This is a genomic window from Streptomyces sp. PsTaAH-137 (assembly GCF_003259365.1).
Lineage (GTDB): Bacteria > Actinomycetota > Actinomycetes > Streptomycetales > Streptomycetaceae > Streptomyces.
In genome coordinates, this window is record NZ_QLLY01000019.1 from 118,910 (window position 1) to 137,865 (window position 18,956).

Sequence of the window (18,956 nt, forward strand, 5' to 3'; positions counted from 1 at the left end):
ATCATGTCCGGTCAGGTTCTGGTCAATTTCCAGACCATTTCCCAGGCGTCCCAGGACGTCAAGTCCACCGCGAGCAACGTGCGTCAGCAGCTCGACGACCTCGAGGCCGGCGTCAAGCGCATCGCCGCGAGCTGGGAGGGTTCCGCTCAGGAGGGCTACCAGGCCAAGCAGAACGAGTGGGACCAGCGCGCCGCGTCCCTGCACCAGACGCTGGAGTCCATCGCCCGCGCGCTGGACACGGCCGCGCAGAACTACCAGCAGACCGAGCAGCGGAACACCAACGTCTGGTCGTGACGCGTCCCGCGTGAGGACGCGGATGCCGCTCAGGCAGCCACGTATCCACGCGACAGGGGCGGCAGGTGCACATGCACCTGCCGCCCCTGCGGCATTCCGTAGCGAGGCTCAGAGTTCAGGGCTCAGGGCTCAGGGCGTCAGCGGCCCTCCAGCCAGGCGAGGCCCAGAGCCAACGGCACCGTGGCGAGAGCCAGGGCGCTCGCCAGCGCCGTCATGCCGGGCCGGACCTCCCGATGGCCGGCAAAGCCCAAATACGCGGCGACCGGCGGCAGGAGGAACCCGATCAGCAAACCGAAGCGCCAGCCCTCCTCCGCGATGAAGAAGGCACACAGCGCCCAGCAGACCGGCACCGCCGCCAGGCACATCATCCGTCCCTTGGACAGGAAACGGTCGAGGGTCTCACCGTCACCGAGGAAACTCATGTCCTACACCGCCTGGTTGTCGTAGGAGCCGCTGCCCACCTCGGGGAAACCGTCCGCCGCGGAGAAGCCGTTGACCGCCGTCGAGAGAGTGAGCGCGATCGCGCTCAGGGCCGTAGCGAAGGTGTCGAACGCCTTGGACGCCTCCGCCCACATCCCCATGATCCGTATGGCCTGCGCCGCGGCCAGCGCGAACATCGCGACCGAGGCCGCCTGACCGCCGACGGGAATGGCGTTCACGGCCGCCGCCGCTGCCATGTTGACCATCCAGATGACCAGCAGATCGCAGAACATCACGAGGAACGACTTCAGGAACTCCGCGAACTGGAAAGCCAATTGAGCCGCCTGTGAATAGCAGCTCTGGAGCGACTCGAAGGTCGCCTTGATCTCGTCGAGCTTCTTCGCGAATTCGTCGAAGTAGACGGTGGCGGTGTCCGCCGCATTGCCGTCCCAGGAGAGAGCGACATTGCGGTTGCCCTTGCGGACATTCGCGGCCAGTGCGTCGCAGCAGGAGGCGAGACTGCCCCAGGCGTCGGAGCAGTCGTTGTAACCGTTCCAGTCGCCGAAGACCCAGTTGGTCACGATGCCGAAGGGGTCGAAGCCGAACAGCAGCTTGGACGCCTCCACGGCCATCGCGGAGGGGCTGCCGAAGTCGAGGGCGGTCCCGAGTGTCTTCTGGACCGGGCTCATCCTGTACTCGTCGACGTGCCCGGACCCGTACTCGACGAGCGGGTTGCCGCTGTCGCCACCCGGCTTCTTCAGCGCGCCGGCCGCGTCATCCGCGTCGGAGAAGTCCTGCGGGTCGCCGCCCGAGCCGAGGGACGGCGCCTTGGAACCCTGGGCACCGGCGTCGAAACTCGCCGCCGCCTGCTGGTCCGTCTCCCTGTAGTACACGGCGGAGCGCGCCAGTTCGCCCGCCGAGGAGTCCAGAACGCTCTTTATCTTCTCCAGGGCCTTCTTGGCCTCGCTCACATAGCGGTCGTGGTCGCCCGCGACGAGGTCCCAGGCGTGACCGCCCAGGGTCTCGTCGATCGTCGCGTACTTCCCCACGTACGACACCGCTTCCGCGCCGCCCTCCGCGGCACGCCCCACCAGCTTGCCGAAGCCGTCGATGACGCCCGCGTCCACCCGAAAGCCCATGGGTCCCCCTGCCTTGTGTGTCCGAAGTACCTGAGATGAGGCGCGGTCAGTACAGGGACCAGCCGCTGCCGTCGTGGCGCGACTTGCCGGTCGACGGGCGCTCCGCCTGCTGCGTGGGCCGCATCGCCGACGAGCTGTCCGTCTGCCGCTGCTCATCGGCGAGACGGCGCTCACCGTCTGCCGCGAGCTCCTCGCGTTCGGCGTCGGACAGGGCGGCCCACTTCTCGGCGACCGGCGCGGACTGCTCGACGGCCTGGTCGGCGTAGGCGGACACGTCGGCCGCCTCCCGAAGCCCCATCCGGCCGGAGAGAACCTCCTGCGCCATCTCCTTGAGCGTGCTTCCGCCCAGCCCCGAGGCCAGGTGTTCGAGAGACTGACGCAGGATCCTGGCCTGGGCGGGGTCCTGCCCGGTCATCTCCAGAAACTCGGAGTCGTCCACCGGCTTGTCCATGGGATGCGGCACTGGGCACCTCGGTAGCTCGGTCGACGGGCAGGAAAGAACCGCAACTTAGCAATACCTACGTAAATTCCTCAACAGTCTGCTCTTGAGCCGCAGTCGTGGGCTCCACCCGGGCGCGCCCGGCTCAGACGGCGTCCCCCAACGAAGCCAGCGCCGCACCCAGGCACATGGCCGCGAGCGCCCACCGCGTGCGTCCCGCCCGGGCCAACGGCACGCCGCAGCCGGCGACGACACCGCCGGTGAGGTAGAGCGCGGTCCATGCCCCGGCCTCGCCGTCCTGGCCCAGCCGGACGGCGGTGAGGACCAGGGCGACGAGCGCGACGGCTGCGGCGATCGTGACGTGTGCCCGGCGCGCCCGCCCGGCGTCGCGCCGCCGGTCCGCCGCGACCCGCTGCCGTCCCTGGCTCCGAAACCGTGCTGTCAACTCTTCGTCGGATTCCGTCCCACGCGTCATGCCGTGGAACGTAGCGCCGCGGACTCCGCCTGGTGGAGGTGACGACAGGTTCCCTACAATCCCCGCCCATGTCGACTTCGCCCGGGCAGGCACCGGCGCCCACCGCCACAGTGGTACGGACAGGTCAGCGCAACGCGGTCAGGATGGTGCCGCTCGGCATCGTGCTGACGGCGGTCGGGCTGCTCGCCCTGTTCGCCGGGGTGGTGATCATCGCCGGCCTCGGCGACGGCGAGCCCCGGCTGAAGGGGATCGGCGGCATCGTGGTCGGCCTGCTCGTCCTCTTCATCGGCGTCACGAGCCTCATGTCGTCCTGGGCGTCGCGCCGTTCGACGGTGAGCATCGACCGCACGGGCCTGTGGGTCAGCGACGGCAAGGCGCGCAACGTCATCCCCTGGCACACCCTCGCCGGCGTCGGACTGCACTGGAGCACGTTCGGCCGCGGCGCGAAGGTCTACTCGATCGAGCTGTGCCCGTCAGGCCCCATCGACCGCGACGATCCCGTCCTGTGGCCCTTGGTCCGCGACGAGGAGCCCCTGCGGCCGAACCTGCCGCGCCTGCGCTACCGCCTCCCCGTCCCGCCGAGCTCGCGGGACGCGGTCGTCACGGCGATCCGGGCGCAGGTGCCCCACCTGTGGCTCGGCGAGGCGGAACGCGAGCCGGGGCACATCGGCGCACCGGACCGGAAGGGGCATCGGGCGCGGGTGCGGGGCACGGTCTGACACGGCCCACCGGGCCAAGCCCGGCCCGGTCCTCTCCGGGCCGGGCCGGGTGCGGCGTCGTGTGCCTTCGAGTCGGGTCAGGGACTCTCGACCGCGACCACCGGAGCGCCGGTGCTGTCCTTGGCGACAAGTTGACCGGCGAGCGGCGCAAGGACCACGACGAGAGCGACCCAGACCCGCCAACCGCCGTTCACCGGAACGAGCAACGCTCCCACGGCGGCCGCGGCGACCAGCAGCCCGACCAGGAGCCCCACCGACACCGTGCGCGGCCAGAAGGCGCCGAGTTCGAGCAGCCCGGTCCGGCGGCCGGTATCGATCGGAACCGGTCCGCGCGGGGCTGCGGCGATGCGGGCCGCGACCGCGCCGGGTACGCGGCCGGGCAGCTGCCAGCCGTCGTCGGCGACGAACTCCGCGGCGGACTTGGCCTTGCCGCCGCCCCGGGGATCCCACAACAGCCAGCCCGTGGTGCCGGTGACCAGGGGAGCCGCCGCCGACAGCTTTGCCGAGATCACAAGTGGGACCTCGGCACCCGCCCCCGTACCGTCTTCCTCCGTCGCGAGCATCAGGCACGCGTAACGGCCGGCGCTCTTCCCGCTCTTCCCGCTCTTGCCACCGTTCTGCGCGGCGACGGCAGCCGCGGCCTCCTCGACGTGCTCCGCCTGCCCCGTCACGGTCGCCCGCAGCGCGACCCAGTCACCGCCCACACGCCGCTCACGGCGGGGCCGCGACGCCACACCGGTCCCCACGGCCACGGCCAGCAGGACGGCGACGGCCCAGGCGACCGCGACGAAGGGGATGTTCCGGTACGGCAGCGCACGCCCGTCGAGCCGCGCCTCGACGGCCTCGACGGAGATGTCACCGACCGCGCCGAGTCGGGGCCGCTCCGGTGCATAGGCGACGACGTACTCCTCTCCCACCTCTCGGATCCCCTTGCCGTTGTCCGCCCGGAACGTCGCGGGAACGGCTCCGCCACCGTCCGCCGCCGGCAGCTCGACGGTGTACCGGGCCGTCGTCGAACTCCGCGAACTGCTCCCGGCGGCATCCACGTCATCCACCGCGACGATCGGCAGTTCCTCCACCACGTATCCGGCGTCCACGAGAGCGCCAGCCGTCGCGGAACTCTCGGGCTGAGCAAAACCGAGACAGACCGCGAGCACTCCGGCGGTCACCACGGCGACCGAGAGCGCTGTCACGCGGATCCAGCACCAACGCGCCCCCAGCACGACAGCGGGGACCGCCGGAACGCCTTTCCGCTTTGTACCGTGCGCGCGTACCGACACCAGCGCCGCCGCGTACGCCTCCACGCGTGACATCCGCCCGCCGGAACGCGTCTGCCCTCCAACCATCAGGACGCAGGCGAGAAGAGCAACGAGGCCCGCCCCCACCGACACCGTCCGGACCGTCCCTGTCCCGAGGAACAGCCAGCCGCCCGTCATGACGACGAGGGCAGCAACCCCCGCTACGCAGACCCATCGCCCGAGCAGAACCGATCCGGGCCTCTCGAGCGCCGCCCCGTCCGCCTGCATGCCGACCGCCACGCCCTCAACTCCATCCGCTGGATACGGCTTTACCTTTCCTTCACGCTAGTGGTGGACGGACACCGCTGGAGCGTGGCTACGCACACAACACAGGACTGCGGCTGCGCCCCCTCACCCCTTCGGGGCCCCAGGCAGCACAGAGCGCCACTCGAACCACGTACTCCCCAGAAAGCACGTACGTACGTTCGTTTGCTGCCCTACAGTCTGTGATCGCAGTGCAGCTGTAGAAGGTCGTACGGAGCGGGGGGCTTCGCGTGATGTCCAAGGTGCTTGATCTGCGCAGCAGTTCGATAGATCCGGAGAGTTCGGGAAGCCCGAGTAGAACCGGCGGAGTCCGTCGTGGCCTCTGACTTCGCACGGCTGCTGAAGCAGGACTTCTCGGACACGGAGGCGTCCGCAGAGGCGTGGCGCAAGCTGTCCACCACGTCCGATTCGTTGACGAGCCGTCACAGAACGAGCGTGACAGGCCCGTTGCACCATTCCTGGAAAGGTGACGACGCCGACAGCGCGCTCTACTTCCTGGAGGACGTCGAGTCGCGGCTCGGCGTGGTCGAGACCGAAGCGATGGCCGTCGCGCGGGTAGTCGACACCACGCGGGTCTGGATGGAGAGCGCCCAGACCGCGCTGCGCAACGCCGTACGCCGCGCCGAGCAGGACCACTTCGAGGTAGACGGCGACGGCTGGGTCACCGACCCGACCACCGCCGGCCTCCCGCACCAGGACCCCGACGCCCAGCAGGTCATCGCCGACCGCAACGGCCTGCTCGGCGAGTACCGTGCCCGCATCGACGAAGCCCTGGCCGACGCACGCAAGGCCAGCGACGACGGGGCGAAGGCACTCGGCCGGCTGAACGGCGACATCCTCACCGACCCGCTCAGTCACGACGCGGCGGCAGAGTCCGCCGACGACGCCCGGCGCGCGATGAAGGACATCGGTGTCCAGGACCCGCAGATCCCCAAGGACGACCCCAAGGCGGCCGCCGAGTGGTGGAAGGCGCTCAGCCCCGAGGAACGCCAGGAGTACACCACCCTCTATCCGAAACAGATCGGTTCGACGGACGGCTTGCCGACTGACGTACGCGACGACGCGAACCGCACCGCGCTCGCCCAGGAACTCAACGCCCTCCAGGAGGGCAACTACGACGAGAACTTCCCCGGTGAGAGCGACGAGACCGTCAACCAGCGCCTGAAGAACGCCGAGTTGCTGAACGACCGGCTCGACGCGGGCGACAGCGCCCCCAAGGGCAAGGAGCTGTACCTCATCGGGTACGACTCCAAGGACGACGGGCGGGCCGTCATCGCGATGGGCAACCCGGACACGGCCGATCACACCGGGATTCTGGTGCCGGGGACGAACACCGACATGGAAGGGGTTCCGGGGCAGCTCAGTCGCATCGACAGGCTGCAGAGCGCCGCGGAGAGGGAGGCCGACGGCAAGAGCGTGGCCATGGTCACCTGGCTCGGCTACGACGCGCCCGAGGCCTCCATGACCGACTTCGACAGCGTAGGCGGGACGGGACGGGCCGAGGAGGCCGCGCCCGATCTGCGCCAGTTCGTCGCGGGCACGCACGCCTCTCACGACGGGTCACCGAGCCACACCACTGTCCTGGGACACAGCTACGGCTCCACCGTGGTCGGTGCGGCGGCGGCCGGAGGCAGTGGTCTCGGCGCCGACGACGTGGTGGTCGTGGGGAGCCCCGGGATGACCGTGGACGAAGCCTCGGATCTCCAGATGGACCCGGAGCACGTCTGGGCCGGCGGAGCCAAGGACGATCCCATCATCAACAACTTCGCCGGAGCCTCGCTCGGTGACGACCCCTTGTACTACACGTTCGGCGGGAACAACTTCGAAGTCGACACCAGCGGACACAGCGGCTACTGGGATCAAGGCAGTCACTCGCTCCGCAATCAGGGGGCAATCATCGCGGGCAAACCACCCACTGAAGCACCGAAGGAAGTCAATGACGACCCGGAGCCGGGATCATTCATCGGTTAAGACCCGTCTTGTCCGCAGGGCGTTCGTCCTGTACGCCGTACTGCTGATGACCGGAGGATGCATGTCCCAGGACGACGACCGGAACGCACCGCTGCCGCGCATGGAGCGGGAGGCGGCTCTGAAGTGGGCCAGAGGTTATACCGCACACCTGGCAGACGTGGCCGGCGTCGAGACCATCGCATCGACCGCCAAGACGCACTTCGAGGACTGCATCGGGGCGAACGGCGAGGTGGCCGAGGACGGCCGGTACAGCCTCTTCTACTACATCAACTCACCCGCTCCATCGACGGATCACACCCGCATAGTGCGAACCTTGCGGACCGAACTCACCAAGCGTGGATACGAGATCACCTCGTACCGGGAGTTCAAGAGCGCCTACGAGTCGTCCGCACTGAGTGCCCGGAGCAAGAAGGACGACTATGTGGTGGAGGCGGACACCGTAGGCGACGGAAAGGACAAGCCCCAGCGCTTCTCCTTCGCCGTGCGTACCCCGTGCATGCTCCCGCCCGGCGCCAAGCAGCAGCAGTTCTGAGACGTGGAGGCGCCGAGGGGGGAGCCGATGAGAAACCGGAGCGAGATCCGGGATCAGGCTCCGCCGATGCTGGGGGCGCGGCTGGTACGCGCGGCCGTAGCTCTGTGCGCGGTGGCGCTGACGACCGGAGGATGCGCCTCGGAGGACGACGACCCCAATGCCCCGCTGCCGCGTAGGCGAAGGACGACGCGGTGAAACGGGCCAAGAGCCACATCGCGCACCTGGCCGAGGTCGCCGGGGTGGACGTGTCGCTACAACCTGCTCTGCTACGTCTACTCACCGGCCCCTGTCACGGACCGCACCCGCATCGTGCGCACGCTGGGCAAGGAACTGAAGAACCGGTACTCGCCGGGAGCCGAGACGGTCGGATCCGGCAAGAAGAAGCCGCAACGCTGCTCCTTCTCGGTGAGCGCCCCTTGCATGCTGCCGCCGGGCGCAGAGCGACAAAAATTCTGACTTCCGACTCGAGGACCGGGCAGAGGAGCCGCGAATGTCCAACGAAACGCACGTAGACCCCGCCGAACTCCGCGCCTCCGCCAAGGCCGCCGACGCGATAGCCGACGACCTGAAGGGCCCGGCGGACCAAGCGGTCAAGGAGGCTGACACGGCGGGAGGGTCCCTCTCCGGCTGGTCGTTCGGCTCCGCCCTGCAGGAAGTCTCCTCCAGCTGGAAACCCGCTCTGCACGGCCTTGAGGCCCGCGCCCGGGCCGGTGCCACCAACCTCCGCTCGTCGGCCGACGGCCACGAATGGAACGACGAACGCACCGGCAAGGACTTCGAGAACCTGGGCGCTGACGGGGCAGTTACGCAGGCCACACCCGGCGAGATACCGGCCGTACTGCGCAGGCCGAGCGACCAGAGCGACAACTCCGCAACGCACGCATTCGGATCCCCGCCCGAGGGCGGGGCCGCCCTCGATCCGCGCACGCCGTACGGCACCAACATGCCGACATACGACGACGGTTCGGTGAGCACGCGGCCCAAGACGGGGGAGAACCCCTTCGGCTGAGCCCCTGAACACCGTTCGTGAAGCGCCCGGTTGCGGTGGGGCATGGCTCACAGCTCTGCGCCGCAGCGATCACAACTTCTTGGCTCGCTTCAACAGTGCTGCCTGCCTGGCCTGTTCGGTGCGCTCTGGCCCGGCTGCCTCGCGGTCCGGCCCGGTCTTCTGCCACTCCTTGGGCTGGGCGAAGATGAGCATTCCGGAATGCGGGAGCATCACGACGCCGCCGAAGGCATCGTCCCCGGCGAACCAGGCCCAGTCTTCGCCGCCCGCGGGCCAGCGGTTGTGGAGGAGCGGATCCATGCCGGCCATGATGGGTGACGCGCCGGAGCCGACATCGCCCAGGCGGAGGGAACGCTTTCCGCTGCCGCTGAGGTTGAGCGGGACAAAGGGCCGGACGACAGGCTGGAACGCGCGCACGGCGCGAGCGCACTTCCAGGTCCAGTACATCCCGGTACTCGTCCATGCCAAGCCCATGACGGCCGCGACGATGGACAGCGGCATGAGCGGGAAGAGGTACGTGGTCCCCAGTACGGCGGCGGCCGCGAGACCGGCTGCGGCAACGGCCGCCTGGGCGGCGAACCAGCACAGAATCGCCGTGTAGTGGGCCTTGACCGCAGCATGCGGATCGGGCCTGTGCACATCCGAGGCGCCACGTCCCGAAGCCTTCGGATATGTGGCGAGAGAAAGCGCGATGTAGCCGCCGGCCATGACGAAGACGCCCAGGAGCCCCAGAAAGAAGACGCTGTCATTCTTGAGGAGGAGCGCAAGGGCGTATCCGAAGACGATGGCGACCAGGGCTTTGCCGATCCCGCTCCTGCGACTGGTGGTGGCTGAGGTGAGGGACTGTCCTGTCACTGTGGGTTCTCTCTTGTGGGCCTGGTTCGGCTCGGTTCAGCCGAAGACGTTCCGGACATCGTCGGGTTCCGGTTCCAGGCCGGGCGGGGGAGCAGCGGTGTCCGCTAGAGGGTCGGTGAAGGTCACTGTGCGCGCCACTCCCACGAGCACGTTGCGATAGTCATCCGCCTGTTCGATCTCAGGCGTCACCAACTGTACGAAGAAGACAGCGGATGAGTGGAGGTCGGGGATGACGACGGTGCCTTGCCATACGTGCATCTCAAGGAAACCCTGAGTCGCAGGATCCTGCCTGGGCGAGGCGGTGCGCCGCTCTCGCTCGGTAACGAAGCCCAGCCCACAGGGGAGTTCAATGGGACGTACCCCCTCGTTGGGCGTGGCGCCGGCGATCGGAGAGATCAACCGGGTGAGTGCGGCCTTCGCGCCGGGACTCGGGGCGGACATCCGCGATACGACAAGCGTCGACATCGCAGGGACCTCGCCGCCCTCTCCAGGGTGCAGCCCGAGGGCGCACCCCATGATCTGATGGCCCCGCATGGACAGGACAGAGGCGGCGTACAGCCGCAGCGCCGAGTCCGCGCGAGCGCGTTCCTCTCCCGGAGGCAGGGAACGGATCTGTTCAGCCTTCTCGGCGAGTGCGCTCAGGGAGGGCGCCAGGTCGATCTGGTAGAAGCCGTGCGGAACCCCCCACCACAGGGCTGGTGCAGAGACGTCGTCTTGCCGCATGTGTGGTTCCCTCACAGGCGAATCCCCTGAAGCAACTCGCCAGTGTCCTGGACAATCTCCGTGACGGTACCGGGTGCGCCCGGCAGCGCAGCGCCGATCTTGGAGTACTCGTTCGCCTCGTGCCCGACTCCGTCATCAGGGAGCAGGCCGAAACTCTCGGCGGAGGAGACAGCGTTGACCGCGGCGTTGGCTCCGTTGAGTGCGTAGTCCTTCATCCCGGCGGACGTGGCCGCATCGAGTGCCTTGGACTCGAAGGCTGGAGCGACGCCCTTGACGAACTGATCCGCCTTCGCACCTACGGACAGTGCCCCACCACCCTCGCGGGCAATCGCCGCGGAAAGACCGACTTCACTGCCCGCCCGCGCGAGCGCTCCGACTCCGGGCACCATCCCAAGAGAGTCACCAGCGACGCCTGCCCACGCCTTGACCCCCTCGCCCCACCCGTACTTCCCGCTCAGCGAAGCCCTGAAGTCCTCGCTGGAGAGATTGTTGGCCATGGACAGAGCGCTGGCTCCCACGGCGATGGCGAGAAACACCGGCGCGGCCGGTGTGGGCAGCAGAGCCAGGAGCCCGGCGATCGCTCCGATCGTGCCCGCATGCTCCATGATCCCCTCGCCGACCGACTTCAGCACATCACCGATCGCGGAGACCGTCTTGCTCAGCCAGCCCGGCTCCTTCGGAGCGAGTTTGTCGTCGGCCTCATCCAGCCGCCGTGCGACGGCCTCGGCCTTCGCCTCGTGCTCGGCCTCCAGCTCCTTCGCCTTGGCGATCACGTCCTGATACGCCTGATTGGCCCGGTCGAGGTCGGTGGAAGCGTCGTTGAGGGCGGACTCGGCAGTGCGCAGCCTCGCGGTAGCCGCGTCGGCCTCCTCCTGACTGGGGTAGGTCTGGCCGCCGAGACCAAGGTCCGGGTTCTGCTTGGCCCGCTCGTAGCCCTTCTGCGCGGAATCGGCGGCGGACTTCCTCTCGCCGGCCTCCTCGTTGTACTTCTTCGCCAGATCCTGGTGGGAGGTGAGGTCGGCGTTCCAGGAGGCGAGGGCGGCAGCCGCCTTCCCCAGGGAACGTGCCGCGTTCTTGACGTACGTGGGAATGTCGCCGTCGAGCGCATCGCGGAAGGCGTCTGCGGCGTCGCCTTCCCAGTAACTGCTCTCGCCCAGGAGTTGCTCGATCTGCTGGTGGGTCGAGTCCAGCGTCGTCGAAGCAGCCTTGACCTTCCGTTGCAGTTCGGTGACTTCAGAGGGCATGCCCGGGGTGGGGTTCCAGCCGAGATGGGTATAGGGGTTGGCCGCCACGGATCACTTTCCTCCCGAGGTGGACGCTTGAAACTTGTTCAGGGCGTCCGCCAGATTCTTCTCCAGCTCCTCATAGCTGAGCTTGTTGTCCTTGACCCCTTCGGCGATGCCGCCGATCTGTTCACTGAGCTGCTCTGTCCCGTACCGCCACCGGTCCTGGAAGGTGTCGCAGGCTGCGTCGAGACGGGCCGTTCCGACCTGGTCCCCCCGAACGTGGGAAAGCGCCACGCGCGCCGCGTCCAGTTCGTCGACGCTGGACTCCAGCGATGCGACGAACTTTCCGAGCGCGTCGGTATCGGTCTTGTAGTGGCCGCCCATGAAGCAAGCTCCCCGTCGAGATCAGCACCTGAGGCCGAAGGGTATCGACAGTCGGGTTGAGGTCTCTTATCGCCCACGGAACTGAGCGGCGGCAGGACCATCGGGCCTCCCTGCGCTGAAGCGGTGCATATGCCGGGGCAAGGCTGGGTGACCGGCAGGTATGAGGATGGCGGGGCATGGCGGGACCAAATGGCGAGGCCGTGCGTGACGACCGGAGACAGGTCGGCGGATGCTTCGATGGCGCGCGCGGATAGGGCGAGTTGGCTATCTGGACGAGGAGGGGCGCTGCGCGGGTTGTCGCATTGAGGTGGTCGGCGTCGAGGTGCGTGGGCAGGCCGCAGCGGCTACCTCACCTGAACCGGTGTATCTGCCATCTCTGTCGTGGAGTTGTGACAGGGAGCACCGGGCGGGGTGTGGGCGTTGTTCGATAAGCTAAGGACAGACTTGTGACAGGGGACCGGACTTACTACCCCACAAGGTGATGAACGGGACCAGCGGGACCAGCGGGATGAACGGGGAGGGCCAAGGGCATGGCCGGTGACGGGTACAAGGTCGATCTGAGCGCGCTTGACAACGTCATCAAGAAGGTGAACGGGATCATCGCGGACCTCGGGAAGACGAGCGAGGACACCAGGAGCAAGACGTACCTTCCGAAGACTGCGTTGGGCGCCGGCTTCGGCGAGGCTACGAAGCTGACCGCCGCGCACGATGACATGAAGGGCTCGCTCGAGGACGTCGTCCGGCACTTGGAGTCGGTGATGGACGACTTCGGTGCGAAGACGAAGCGAGCGCACGGGGCGTATCAGGACGCGGAAGCGGACACGGCCGGCGCGCTCCATGGGGCGAGCACGGGCTCGTCCTCGTCCACTGTGCCGACGTCCAATCCTGGATCGATGGCATGACGTACTGGGCGAGTAGCGGACGCGAAGGGGAGACGGGGCAGCGATGAGTGGTGACTACACGTACGAGGCGGATGCGTCCCGGGCTCCGCTCTCCCATACCGGGGACTTCAAGGGTGATCAAACCGTTGACTCCGTCAACGACGCTGTGCATGCGGTGACGAGCATGTTCGGCGGGGGGGAAAACCACTCCAGCGACTTCAAGAACCACAGCATGAACGAGATGCAGGACATGCTGCGGAACGCCAACCCGGGCGATGTGCGCAGTGCGGCGCGTGGCTGGGAGAGCGTTCATAAGCAACTCGTCGACGCGGCGGCTGCTTACGAGCACGCCGTATCCGAAGTTCTCCAGCACTGGGAGGGCGGATCGGCCGACCAGTTCCAAGCCCGGTCGAAGGTCGTCGCGAAGAAGATCCACGACACGTCCACTTTCGCGACCTATGTCTCGCAGTCGATGGACAATGCCGCCACCAAGCTTGAGGAGATCAAGCCGGTGGTCATGGCGATGGAGAAGCCGAGCGACGTCAGCAGCGCCAAGGACAAGGTGGGCGACTTCCTCTCGGGCGGACGCGACGAGGATGGGCTCGCCAAAGACATCGCCAACACCAATGTGTCTGCGCAGGAGATCGTCGACGGTCGCGGAGGCGATATGTCGGCGGGGCGCGAGGCGCAGATGAAGATGGCTGTGCAGATGGAGGCGCTGGGGGCTGTTTACAACACCCAGACCAAGACGATGGGGTCTTGGAAGAAGGCTGGGAGCGTTACCGATGGGGAGGATTACCCCGGCGAGCCTGGTGGCGTAGCTCCTGTCCCGATTGTCGCTGGTTCTGTAACCAACCCTTCCGCTAGCAGGGCCTCTGGCAATCTCAGCCGTTCTTCTACGGGCTCGGGCTCATCGATCAAGGGCGCTAAGTCGCCGAACGTGAGCACCAGCGGTGTCAGTGGAGGCATCGGCTCGCAGAAGCCCACGGCTGGTTCGCAGATCGGTTCTGGCAACCTCAGCTTTGGCGGCGGTACGGGCGCTGGCTCTGGTGTTGGTGCGGGCGCCGGTATCGGCGCAGGCGGTGGCATCAGCGGAGGTATCGCGGGAGCCGGTGCGGGCGGGAGTGGTGTCGGCGGTGCGGGCATCGGCGGCGGGATCGGTGCTGGTGCTGGCCTCGGCGCGGGTGCTGGTGGCCGTGGTGCAGGCGCAGGTGCTGCGGGACGTGGCGGGATGGGCGCTGGCGGCGCTGGTTCCGGGGCGGCCGGTAAGGCAGCAGCAGGTGCCAAGGGTAGCTCGCTCGCCCGGACGAAGGGCGGTGCGATCGGCAAGTCCGTAGTGAAGCCCGGTTCCGGACAGCAGGGTGGCTCGGCCCTCCGTCAGAAGCCGAAGACTGCGACGGGTGGCACCGGAAAGGACGCTGGGCGTAACGGCCTTGGCGGGCGTGGTGCTCAGACGAACGGCAAGGACAAGAAGCGCCGCGACAGCTCGCGTCCGGACTATCTGGTCGAAGACGAGCAAACTTGGGCAAGCGACCGTACGGTGAACCCCAAGGTCGTGGAGTAGCCAGGCCTCCTGGTTAAGTGTGCGGTGACGACGAGACAGGGCCCGCAGCCTTCGGGCTGTGGGCCCTGCCCTGTGAGGGATGAGGTGTAAAGGCATGAGCTTCACGCGAGTGCTGCGGGCGGTCGGTGCCGCCGGGGCGGCGGGAGCGCTGCTTTTTGCGGCCGCACCGACCGCGTCGGCAGATCAGGTCAGAAACGACCAGTGGGCGTTGTCGGCGTTCTCGGCCGACAAGGTCTGGAACGAGGCAACTGGCAAGGGTGTCATCGTTGCGGTCATCGACTCTGGCTTCAAGACCGACCACCCAGACCTCACTGGCCAGTTTCTAAAGGGCAAGGATTTCATCGATGGTGGTTCGTCGATCGAGCCTTACATGGCAGGAGACAAGCCCGAGCATGGAACTGCGATGGCATCGATCATCGCTGGGCATGGCCATGGGGCGGGCAATGCCGCTGGAGTGAAGGGACTAGCGCCGGACGTCAAACTCATGCCCATCCGTGATGAGGGTGGGAACGACGACGGCTTCGCCTCGTCCATCCGGTTTGCGGTTGATCAGGGTGCATCAATCATCAACATCTCGCAGATCCATCGGGATTCGAGTTTGCCCGATGGGATTCCAGCGGAACGCGAGGCAGTTGCTTACGCGCTCGACCATGGCGTTGCAGTCGTGGCAGGCACTGGTAATGACGGTGATGGGCCGCCCAATGCGAATGAAACCTATCCGGCGGCGTATCCCGGAGTGATTTCCGCAGGTGCGATTGACGGTAAGGGCGAGATCTGGAAGAACTCCAACTATGGGCCAACTCTCATCACGGCCCCAGGTGTCGACATCGTGACAGCCGGGCTCGACGCCGATGGCTACGACGGTGGTAGTGGCACCTCTGACGCCACCGCCTACACGTCCGCCGCTTTGGCGCTCCTAAAGCAGAAGTACCCCGACCTGACTCCTGGCCAACTGGCCAACCGCCTTGTAAAGACCGCCGGCCTTCCCGCCTCCGCGAAGGGCACGTCGCTCCCCGACGAGCACTACGGCTACGGCTTCATCAAGCCGTACTCCGCCCTCACCCAGAACATCCCGGCTGGTCCCAAGGACGGCCCGCTGAAGATCGACGAGTTGAACTCCTCCATCGCCAAGGCCAAGGGCAACAGCGAGTCGGCTCCGTCCAGCTCTTCTCCGTCCGGAGTCGCCGACGATCCCTCTGCCTCCTCGGATTCCGGCGGCATGAGCACGGGCCTCATCATCGGCATCGCCGCCGGCGTCCTCGTCATCCTCGTGATCGTCGTCGTAGTGATCGCGCGCAGCAAGAAGAACAACGGCAGTGGCCCGCCCCCGCCTCCGAGCGGCGGTTGGGGTGGTGGCGGCAACCAGCCGTACCCGCCGCAGCAGCAGTACCCGGGTTCGTATCCGCAGCAGGCGCCCCCCGCGCAGGGTGGCTCGTACCCGCAGGCTCCTTCGCAACCGCCCTACGGTCAGCAGTAGTTGATGTCTTTCCAGTCGTCCGTCTGAGCACCGGGTCGGCGACAAACGAACGAAGCGGGGCCCGCAGCCTTCCGACTGCGGGCCCCGCTCCATGTACTTCAGTAAGCAACCATGGACGGCGGCGGAGCGCCGACCCCCTGTTGCTGTTGTCGCTCCCACTCGCGGCGCTTGCGTCGGCCACTGCGGAACAGCAGGAAGCCGCCCACGCACACAAGCAGCCCGACCGCGAAGAAGGCGACGGAAACGAGGGTGAGTTCGGAGTCCATGCCGTACGGGGCGCGTGCGGATGTTCCGTCGTCGCCGGGGCCGAAGTGCTTCCCCGCGCCCGTCGAACCCACCGCCATGGTCTTGGCCGGGCTCATCTTGGCGGCCGCGGCGAGAGCGGCCTGCGCGTTGACCATGCCATAGCCCGTTTGCGGGTTGTACCCCCGCTGGCGCGTGGACGCCGTGCTCTCCAGTGCCTGCGTGATCTGGTACGGGGCGAGCTTCGGGTGCTTCGCACGGATCAGGGCGACCACGCCGGCCGTCAGAGCGGTGGCGGGGGACGTGCCGTCGATCAGCTCGGTGTCCTGCGTGCCGATCTTGGCCGCGGTGACATCCGCACCGGGGGCCGATACATCGACGTAGTTGTGGACAGTCGAGAACGACACCCGCTGCCCCTTGGAATCGGCCGCGGCGACGGTGACGACACCGGGGTCGCCGGAGGGGAAGGCGACCGTGTTCTCGTCCATGTTCTGGGTGTCACCGTCGTTGCCCGCGCCGTTGACAACAGGGATTCCCTTGGCCAGCGCGTATTGGACCGCCGCGTCCAGCTCGCTGTCGAACGACGCCGAAATGCCCTCCATGCCCAGGGAGATGGAGATGACGTCGGCGCCGTGCTCGGCGGCGTAGCGGATTCCGGTGGTGAGGGTGTCCTCGCTTCCGGCGTTGTCGTCGCTCAGCACCCTGATGCCCAGCACCTTCGCCTGCGGGGCCACGCTCAGAACGTTGGATGCCATCGCGGTGCCGTGCTCCCCGTAGGAAGCCGATGTCTTGTCCCCGCTGACGATGTTCGGACCTTCGGTGGCGCGGCCGTGGAGCGCCGGGTGATCCGTTTGGATCCCCGTGTCCAGCACGGCCACCGTGATGCCGGCTCCCTGGCTGACCTTCTGGGCCTGAGGTACTGACATGGCGCCCATTTCCCACCCGGGCGACGCGGCCTGGGCGGGTTCCTGGAGCATTCCGAACGCGATCACGGTGCTCAACGGGACCATCGCGGCTCGCAGGCACGCGTGCAGGCGGGGGCGGCTGGACCGGCCGGTTCGGCTGAATCGGGTGGATCGGCTGGATCGGTTACGCATCCTTGGGTTCACCCCACCTGATGACCTCGCCGATGTGTGCGGCGCTGATGGTGGCCACGGCATCGGCCAACCGTCCGTACTGCTGCGTTTCGTGCTTCTGTGTGAATGCCCACGGCTCGGGCAGGTGGCCCCAGTCGCGCTGTGTGTCGACTGATCCCATCGACAGGGCCATGACGTAAGGGGTTGGCGTCGTCCCTGCCACTACGCCTGAGACGGAGCCGACCAGTGCGGAGCGCTTCGACCACTCCGATGCCGGTGTCTTGGCCACTGGGTAGGGCGTGACGTCGGGACTGGCCGGCTCATCGGAGTTAGGGTCGGGGTACTGGTCGCTGAGCTGCTGCGAGGCGGCGGTATTGCGCAGCACGATGAGCGAGACCGTGGCCACCGACTCGCCGCCGTTGTCGACGTACGTAGCGCGCAGCACCGTCTTGCAGCCACCGTCGGTGGCTTGTTGGAGCAGCTTGCCACTCAGTGCCTCGTCGCACTTCGCAGGCTGGGCGATACCCTGGCGCACCCAGCCCGGGTTCTCGTACCGGGAATGCACGTCCGACACCTTGTCGGGGAAGAGCACGTCGCTCTTCAGGTTGTGCCAGGCCACGTCGGCGTAGGGATCGTTGAACTTCGTGATCCGGGCGTCCTTCACGTTGGCCGCGAACAGGCCGGCGCCGATGAGGACCGGCAGGACTCCGACGACGAGGGTGATGATCCCCCAGACGCGGCGCGCTTTGCCCGGAGGCTTCATGCCGTGACCGGACATCTGACCCGCCCTCTGGCCGGGCATCTGGCCCGGCGTCTGAGGGGCGTAGTACGGCGCTCCAGGGCTGGGCGGTGCGCCCGGCGCCGTGGTGTGGCCGACTGGCGGCGCGCCCCACGCGGGCGGCGGCGGAGTGGGCGGAACAGGGGGCACCGGAGGAGCCCCTGACTGATACGGATTGGCGTATCTCGGGTCCTGTGACGGGGTGTTCATCTGCGTCTCTGATTCGTCGGCGTCGTTGATGGCTTCTTGCTCGCTCGGTGAGGAGACTCGGTCGGACACTCAGGCCTTGGGCGCACCATGCCTCGCATCATTGGAACGAACATACTCAGTCGGATGGAGGCTGTTGCAGTCGGCATACATGTGCAGCCGGACGTCGATTCGGGCCGCCACAAAAGCAACACCTCACCTCCTCTCGATCGCCTCAAGTGACTCTGCTGCAGTTGGCGGCGCGAGGGAGCAAGGGCATTGGATAGGCTGCCGGGCCAGGGATCTCCGGATGGCGATCCGCACGAAATCCGTATCGAGCGAGGCCAGTTGAGTAGGGGGAGCCCGGGGCCGTCCCGTTTGTCGGCGTGGTGGCCGCCCTGCGGACAGCGATGGCGCAGAGCCCGGACCTTCTGGCCTCCACGCTCGTTGGGACCATCGACGAAGAGACCGCGGTCAGTGCGGAGACCGGTGGCGTGCCGAGGGAGTTTCTGGACTTCTGCCGTGTGCTGGACGGCGTGAGCTGCAATCCGTCCCTGGAGCTTTTCGGCCTGGAGGACGCCATGGGGCTCCAGTTCTATTGCGGACCGGTGGTCGACTCGCTGCCGGGACTGTCTCCGGAGAAGCTGTTCTGTATCGGGACGATCGACCAGGCGGCCATCTTCCTCGATCGGGCGGGTGGCGGTGTCCTCGGCGTTCCCGAGGCAGGGGCCGACTGGATCGATGCGGAGCGATTCGAGCAGTTGGGCTCCAGTGTGGAGGCGTTCTTCCTGGAGCGGCTGGCTGTCCCGGCGGAATATGTGCGGCTCGCAGCGATCGACGACGAGTTTATGGAGTACGACGACTGGTTGAAGCTGCTACGGAGGGCCGGACTCGGGGGCTGATCGATGGGTGTCGTCCCTCTCAACCGCCCCACGTTCGCGTGGAGTTCCCGGCGCATCGGCGTCCCAGCGCACCGGAGCATCGCGCCATCCGCCCCGTGTCCTCA

The 18,956-nt window shown here is 67.4% G+C and carries 21 protein-coding genes; 10 read left to right on the forward strand and 11 right to left on the reverse strand.

Annotation, left to right across the window (positions count from 1 at the left end; all coding sequences use genetic code 11):
- Positions 1-3: 3 nt before the first annotated feature.
- Positions 4-294, forward strand: coding sequence for a WXG100 family type VII secretion target (locus K377_RS33380; protein WP_111667351.1), 291 nt, complete (start codon positions 4-6; stop codon positions 292-294).
- Positions 295-431: 137 nt separating this feature from the next.
- Here K377_RS33380 and K377_RS33385 read toward each other — a convergent pair whose 3' ends face one another.
- The 4 genes from K377_RS33385 to K377_RS33400 all read right to left on the reverse strand — a co-directional run bounded on the left by K377_RS33385 (position 432) and on the right by K377_RS33400 (position 2,767).
- Entirely contained in the window at positions 432-716 is a 285-nt protein-coding gene (locus K377_RS33385; protein ID WP_111667352.1) for a hypothetical protein, read from the reverse strand.
- Positions 717-719: 3 nt separating this feature from the next.
- Entirely contained in the window at positions 720-1,853 is a 1,134-nt protein-coding gene (locus tag K377_RS33390) for a hypothetical protein (protein WP_111667353.1), read from the reverse strand.
- Between the two features lie 46 nt (positions 1,854-1,899).
- Complete coding sequence (locus K377_RS33395; RefSeq protein ID WP_258395211.1) at positions 1,900-2,316, reverse strand: hypothetical protein; 417 nt, start codon at positions 2,314-2,316, stop codon at positions 1,900-1,902.
- 121 nt (positions 2,317-2,437) lie between these two features.
- Positions 2,438-2,767 (reverse strand): hypothetical protein, encoded by a 330-nt coding sequence (locus K377_RS33400; protein WP_146614803.1) that lies wholly within the window; start codon positions 2,765-2,767, stop codon positions 2,438-2,440.
- A gap of 68 nt (positions 2,768-2,835) precedes the next feature.
- Between K377_RS33400 and K377_RS33405 the strand changes: the two genes are divergently transcribed.
- On the forward strand, positions 2,836-3,486 hold the full coding sequence (locus tag K377_RS33405) for a hypothetical protein (RefSeq protein ID WP_181512704.1): 651 nt from the start codon (positions 2,836-2,838) through the stop codon (positions 3,484-3,486).
- 77 nt (positions 3,487-3,563) lie between these two features.
- Here K377_RS33405 and K377_RS33410 read toward each other — a convergent pair whose 3' ends face one another.
- Positions 3,564-4,679: a hypothetical protein gene (locus K377_RS33410; protein WP_146614804.1), complete on the reverse strand. Its 1,116-nt coding sequence runs from the start codon at positions 4,677-4,679 to the stop codon at positions 3,564-3,566.
- 684 nt (positions 4,680-5,363) lie between these two features.
- Between K377_RS33410 and K377_RS33415 the strand changes: the two genes are divergently transcribed.
- From K377_RS33415 to K377_RS33425, 4 genes are all read left to right on the forward strand, one after another.
- A complete protein-coding gene (locus tag K377_RS33415) occupies positions 5,364-7,019 on the forward strand; it encodes an alpha/beta hydrolase (RefSeq protein ID WP_111667358.1) in 1,656 nt (551 codons plus the stop codon).
- 61 nt (positions 7,020-7,080) lie between these two features.
- Positions 7,081-7,551, forward strand: a complete 471-nt coding sequence (locus K377_RS33420; protein ID WP_111667359.1) for a hypothetical protein — start codon at positions 7,081-7,083, stop codon at positions 7,549-7,551.
- A 309-nt stretch (positions 7,552-7,860) separates the two neighbouring features.
- Positions 7,861-8,007 carry a hypothetical protein gene (locus K377_RS41850; RefSeq protein ID WP_161195116.1) on the forward strand — a complete coding sequence of 49 codons (147 nt, stop codon included), beginning with the start codon at positions 7,861-7,863 and terminating at the stop codon, positions 8,005-8,007.
- Positions 8,008-8,041: 34 nt separating this feature from the next.
- Positions 8,042-8,560 (forward strand): type VII secretion target, encoded by a 519-nt coding sequence (locus K377_RS33425; protein WP_111667360.1) that lies wholly within the window; start codon positions 8,042-8,044, stop codon positions 8,558-8,560.
- 69 nt (positions 8,561-8,629) lie between these two features.
- Here K377_RS33425 and K377_RS33430 read toward each other — a convergent pair whose 3' ends face one another.
- Genes K377_RS33430 through K377_RS33445 form a run of 4 tightly spaced genes read right to left on the reverse strand, consistent with a single transcriptional unit; the run spans position 8,630 to position 11,745 of the window.
- Positions 8,630-9,412, reverse strand: coding sequence for a hypothetical protein (locus K377_RS33430; RefSeq protein WP_111667361.1), 783 nt, complete (start codon positions 9,410-9,412; stop codon positions 8,630-8,632).
- Between the two features lie 36 nt (positions 9,413-9,448).
- Complete coding sequence (locus K377_RS33435) at positions 9,449-10,135, reverse strand: hypothetical protein (protein WP_111667362.1); 687 nt, start codon at positions 10,133-10,135, stop codon at positions 9,449-9,451.
- A gap of 11 nt (positions 10,136-10,146) precedes the next feature.
- Positions 10,147-11,427, reverse strand: a complete 1,281-nt coding sequence (locus K377_RS33440; protein ID WP_111667363.1) for a putative T7SS-secreted protein — start codon at positions 11,425-11,427, stop codon at positions 10,147-10,149.
- 3 nt (positions 11,428-11,430) lie between these two features.
- Entirely contained in the window at positions 11,431-11,745 is a 315-nt protein-coding gene (locus K377_RS33445) for a hypothetical protein (protein ID WP_111667364.1), read from the reverse strand.
- 530 nt (positions 11,746-12,275) lie between these two features.
- Between K377_RS33445 and K377_RS33450 the strand changes: the two genes are divergently transcribed.
- The 3 genes from K377_RS33450 to K377_RS33460 all read left to right on the forward strand — a co-directional run bounded on the left by K377_RS33450 (position 12,276) and on the right by K377_RS33460 (position 15,667).
- A complete protein-coding gene (locus tag K377_RS33450; RefSeq protein WP_181512705.1) occupies positions 12,276-12,647 on the forward strand; it encodes a hypothetical protein in 372 nt (123 codons plus the stop codon).
- A gap of 43 nt (positions 12,648-12,690) precedes the next feature.
- Positions 12,691-14,190 carry a WXG100 family type VII secretion target gene (locus K377_RS41855; RefSeq protein WP_161195117.1) on the forward strand — a complete coding sequence of 500 codons (1,500 nt, stop codon included), beginning with the start codon at positions 12,691-12,693 and terminating at the stop codon, positions 14,188-14,190.
- A gap of 94 nt (positions 14,191-14,284) precedes the next feature.
- Positions 14,285-15,667 carry a S8 family serine peptidase gene (locus K377_RS33460; protein ID WP_111667365.1) on the forward strand — a complete coding sequence of 461 codons (1,383 nt, stop codon included), beginning with the start codon at positions 14,285-14,287 and terminating at the stop codon, positions 15,665-15,667.
- 98 nt (positions 15,668-15,765) lie between these two features.
- Here the strand turns inward: K377_RS33460 and K377_RS33465 are convergent, their stop codons facing one another.
- Together K377_RS33465 and K377_RS33470 are read right to left on the reverse strand one after the other, a co-directional pair.
- On the reverse strand, positions 15,766-16,836 hold the full coding sequence (locus K377_RS33465) for a S8 family serine peptidase (RefSeq protein WP_161195118.1): 1,071 nt from the start codon (positions 16,834-16,836) through the stop codon (positions 15,766-15,768).
- A gap of 163 nt (positions 16,837-16,999) precedes the next feature.
- On the reverse strand, positions 17,000-17,749 hold the full coding sequence (locus K377_RS33470; protein ID WP_146614805.1) for a hypothetical protein: 750 nt from the start codon (positions 17,747-17,749) through the stop codon (positions 17,000-17,002).
- 587 nt (positions 17,750-18,336) lie between these two features.
- On the opposite strand from K377_RS33470, the gene K377_RS33475 reads away from it, so the two are divergent.
- Complete coding sequence (locus K377_RS33475) at positions 18,337-18,852, forward strand: hypothetical protein (protein ID WP_258395212.1); 516 nt, start codon at positions 18,337-18,339, stop codon at positions 18,850-18,852.
- Positions 18,853-18,956: the final 104 nt, after the last annotated feature.

What these genes read in the sequence shown, in the direction of transcription:
- K377_RS33380 (WP_111667351.1), top strand. Translation starts at nt 4, where the DNA reads ATGTCCGGTCAGGTTCTGGTCAATTTCCAGACCATTTCCCAGGCGTCC.
- K377_RS33385 (WP_111667352.1), bottom strand. Translation starts at nt 716, where the DNA reads ATGAGTTTCCTCGGTGACGGTGAGACCCTCGACCGTTTCCTGTCCAAG.
- K377_RS33390 (WP_111667353.1), bottom strand. Translation starts at nt 1,853, where the DNA reads ATGGGCTTTCGGGTGGACGCGGGCGTCATCGACGGCTTCGGCAAGCTG.
- K377_RS33400 (WP_146614803.1), bottom strand. Translation starts at nt 2,767, where the DNA reads ATGACGCGTGGGACGGAATCCGACGAAGAGTTGACAGCACGGTTTCGG.
- K377_RS33405 (WP_181512704.1), top strand. Translation starts at nt 2,836, where the DNA reads ATGTCGACTTCGCCCGGGCAGGCACCGGCGCCCACCGCCACAGTGGTA.
- K377_RS33420 (WP_111667359.1), top strand. Translation starts at nt 7,081, where the DNA reads ATGTCCCAGGACGACGACCGGAACGCACCGCTGCCGCGCATGGAGCGG.
- K377_RS33425 (WP_111667360.1), top strand. Translation starts at nt 8,042, where the DNA reads ATGTCCAACGAAACGCACGTAGACCCCGCCGAACTCCGCGCCTCCGCC.
- K377_RS33435 (WP_111667362.1), bottom strand. Translation starts at nt 10,135, where the DNA reads ATGCGGCAAGACGACGTCTCTGCACCAGCCCTGTGGTGGGGGGTTCCG.
- K377_RS33445 (WP_111667364.1), bottom strand. Translation starts at nt 11,745, where the DNA reads ATGGGCGGCCACTACAAGACCGATACCGACGCGCTCGGAAAGTTCGTC.
- K377_RS33450 (WP_181512705.1), top strand. Translation starts at nt 12,276, where the DNA reads ATGGCCGGTGACGGGTACAAGGTCGATCTGAGCGCGCTTGACAACGTC.
- K377_RS41855 (WP_161195117.1), top strand. Translation starts at nt 12,691, where the DNA reads ATGAGTGGTGACTACACGTACGAGGCGGATGCGTCCCGGGCTCCGCTC.
- K377_RS33460 (WP_111667365.1), top strand. Translation starts at nt 14,285, where the DNA reads ATGAGCTTCACGCGAGTGCTGCGGGCGGTCGGTGCCGCCGGGGCGGCG.
- K377_RS33465 (WP_161195118.1), bottom strand. Translation starts at nt 16,836, where the DNA reads ATGTCAGTACCTCAGGCCCAGAAGGTCAGCCAGGGAGCCGGCATCACG.
- K377_RS33470 (WP_146614805.1), bottom strand. Translation starts at nt 17,749, where the DNA reads ATGAAGCCTCCGGGCAAAGCGCGCCGCGTCTGGGGGATCATCACCCTC.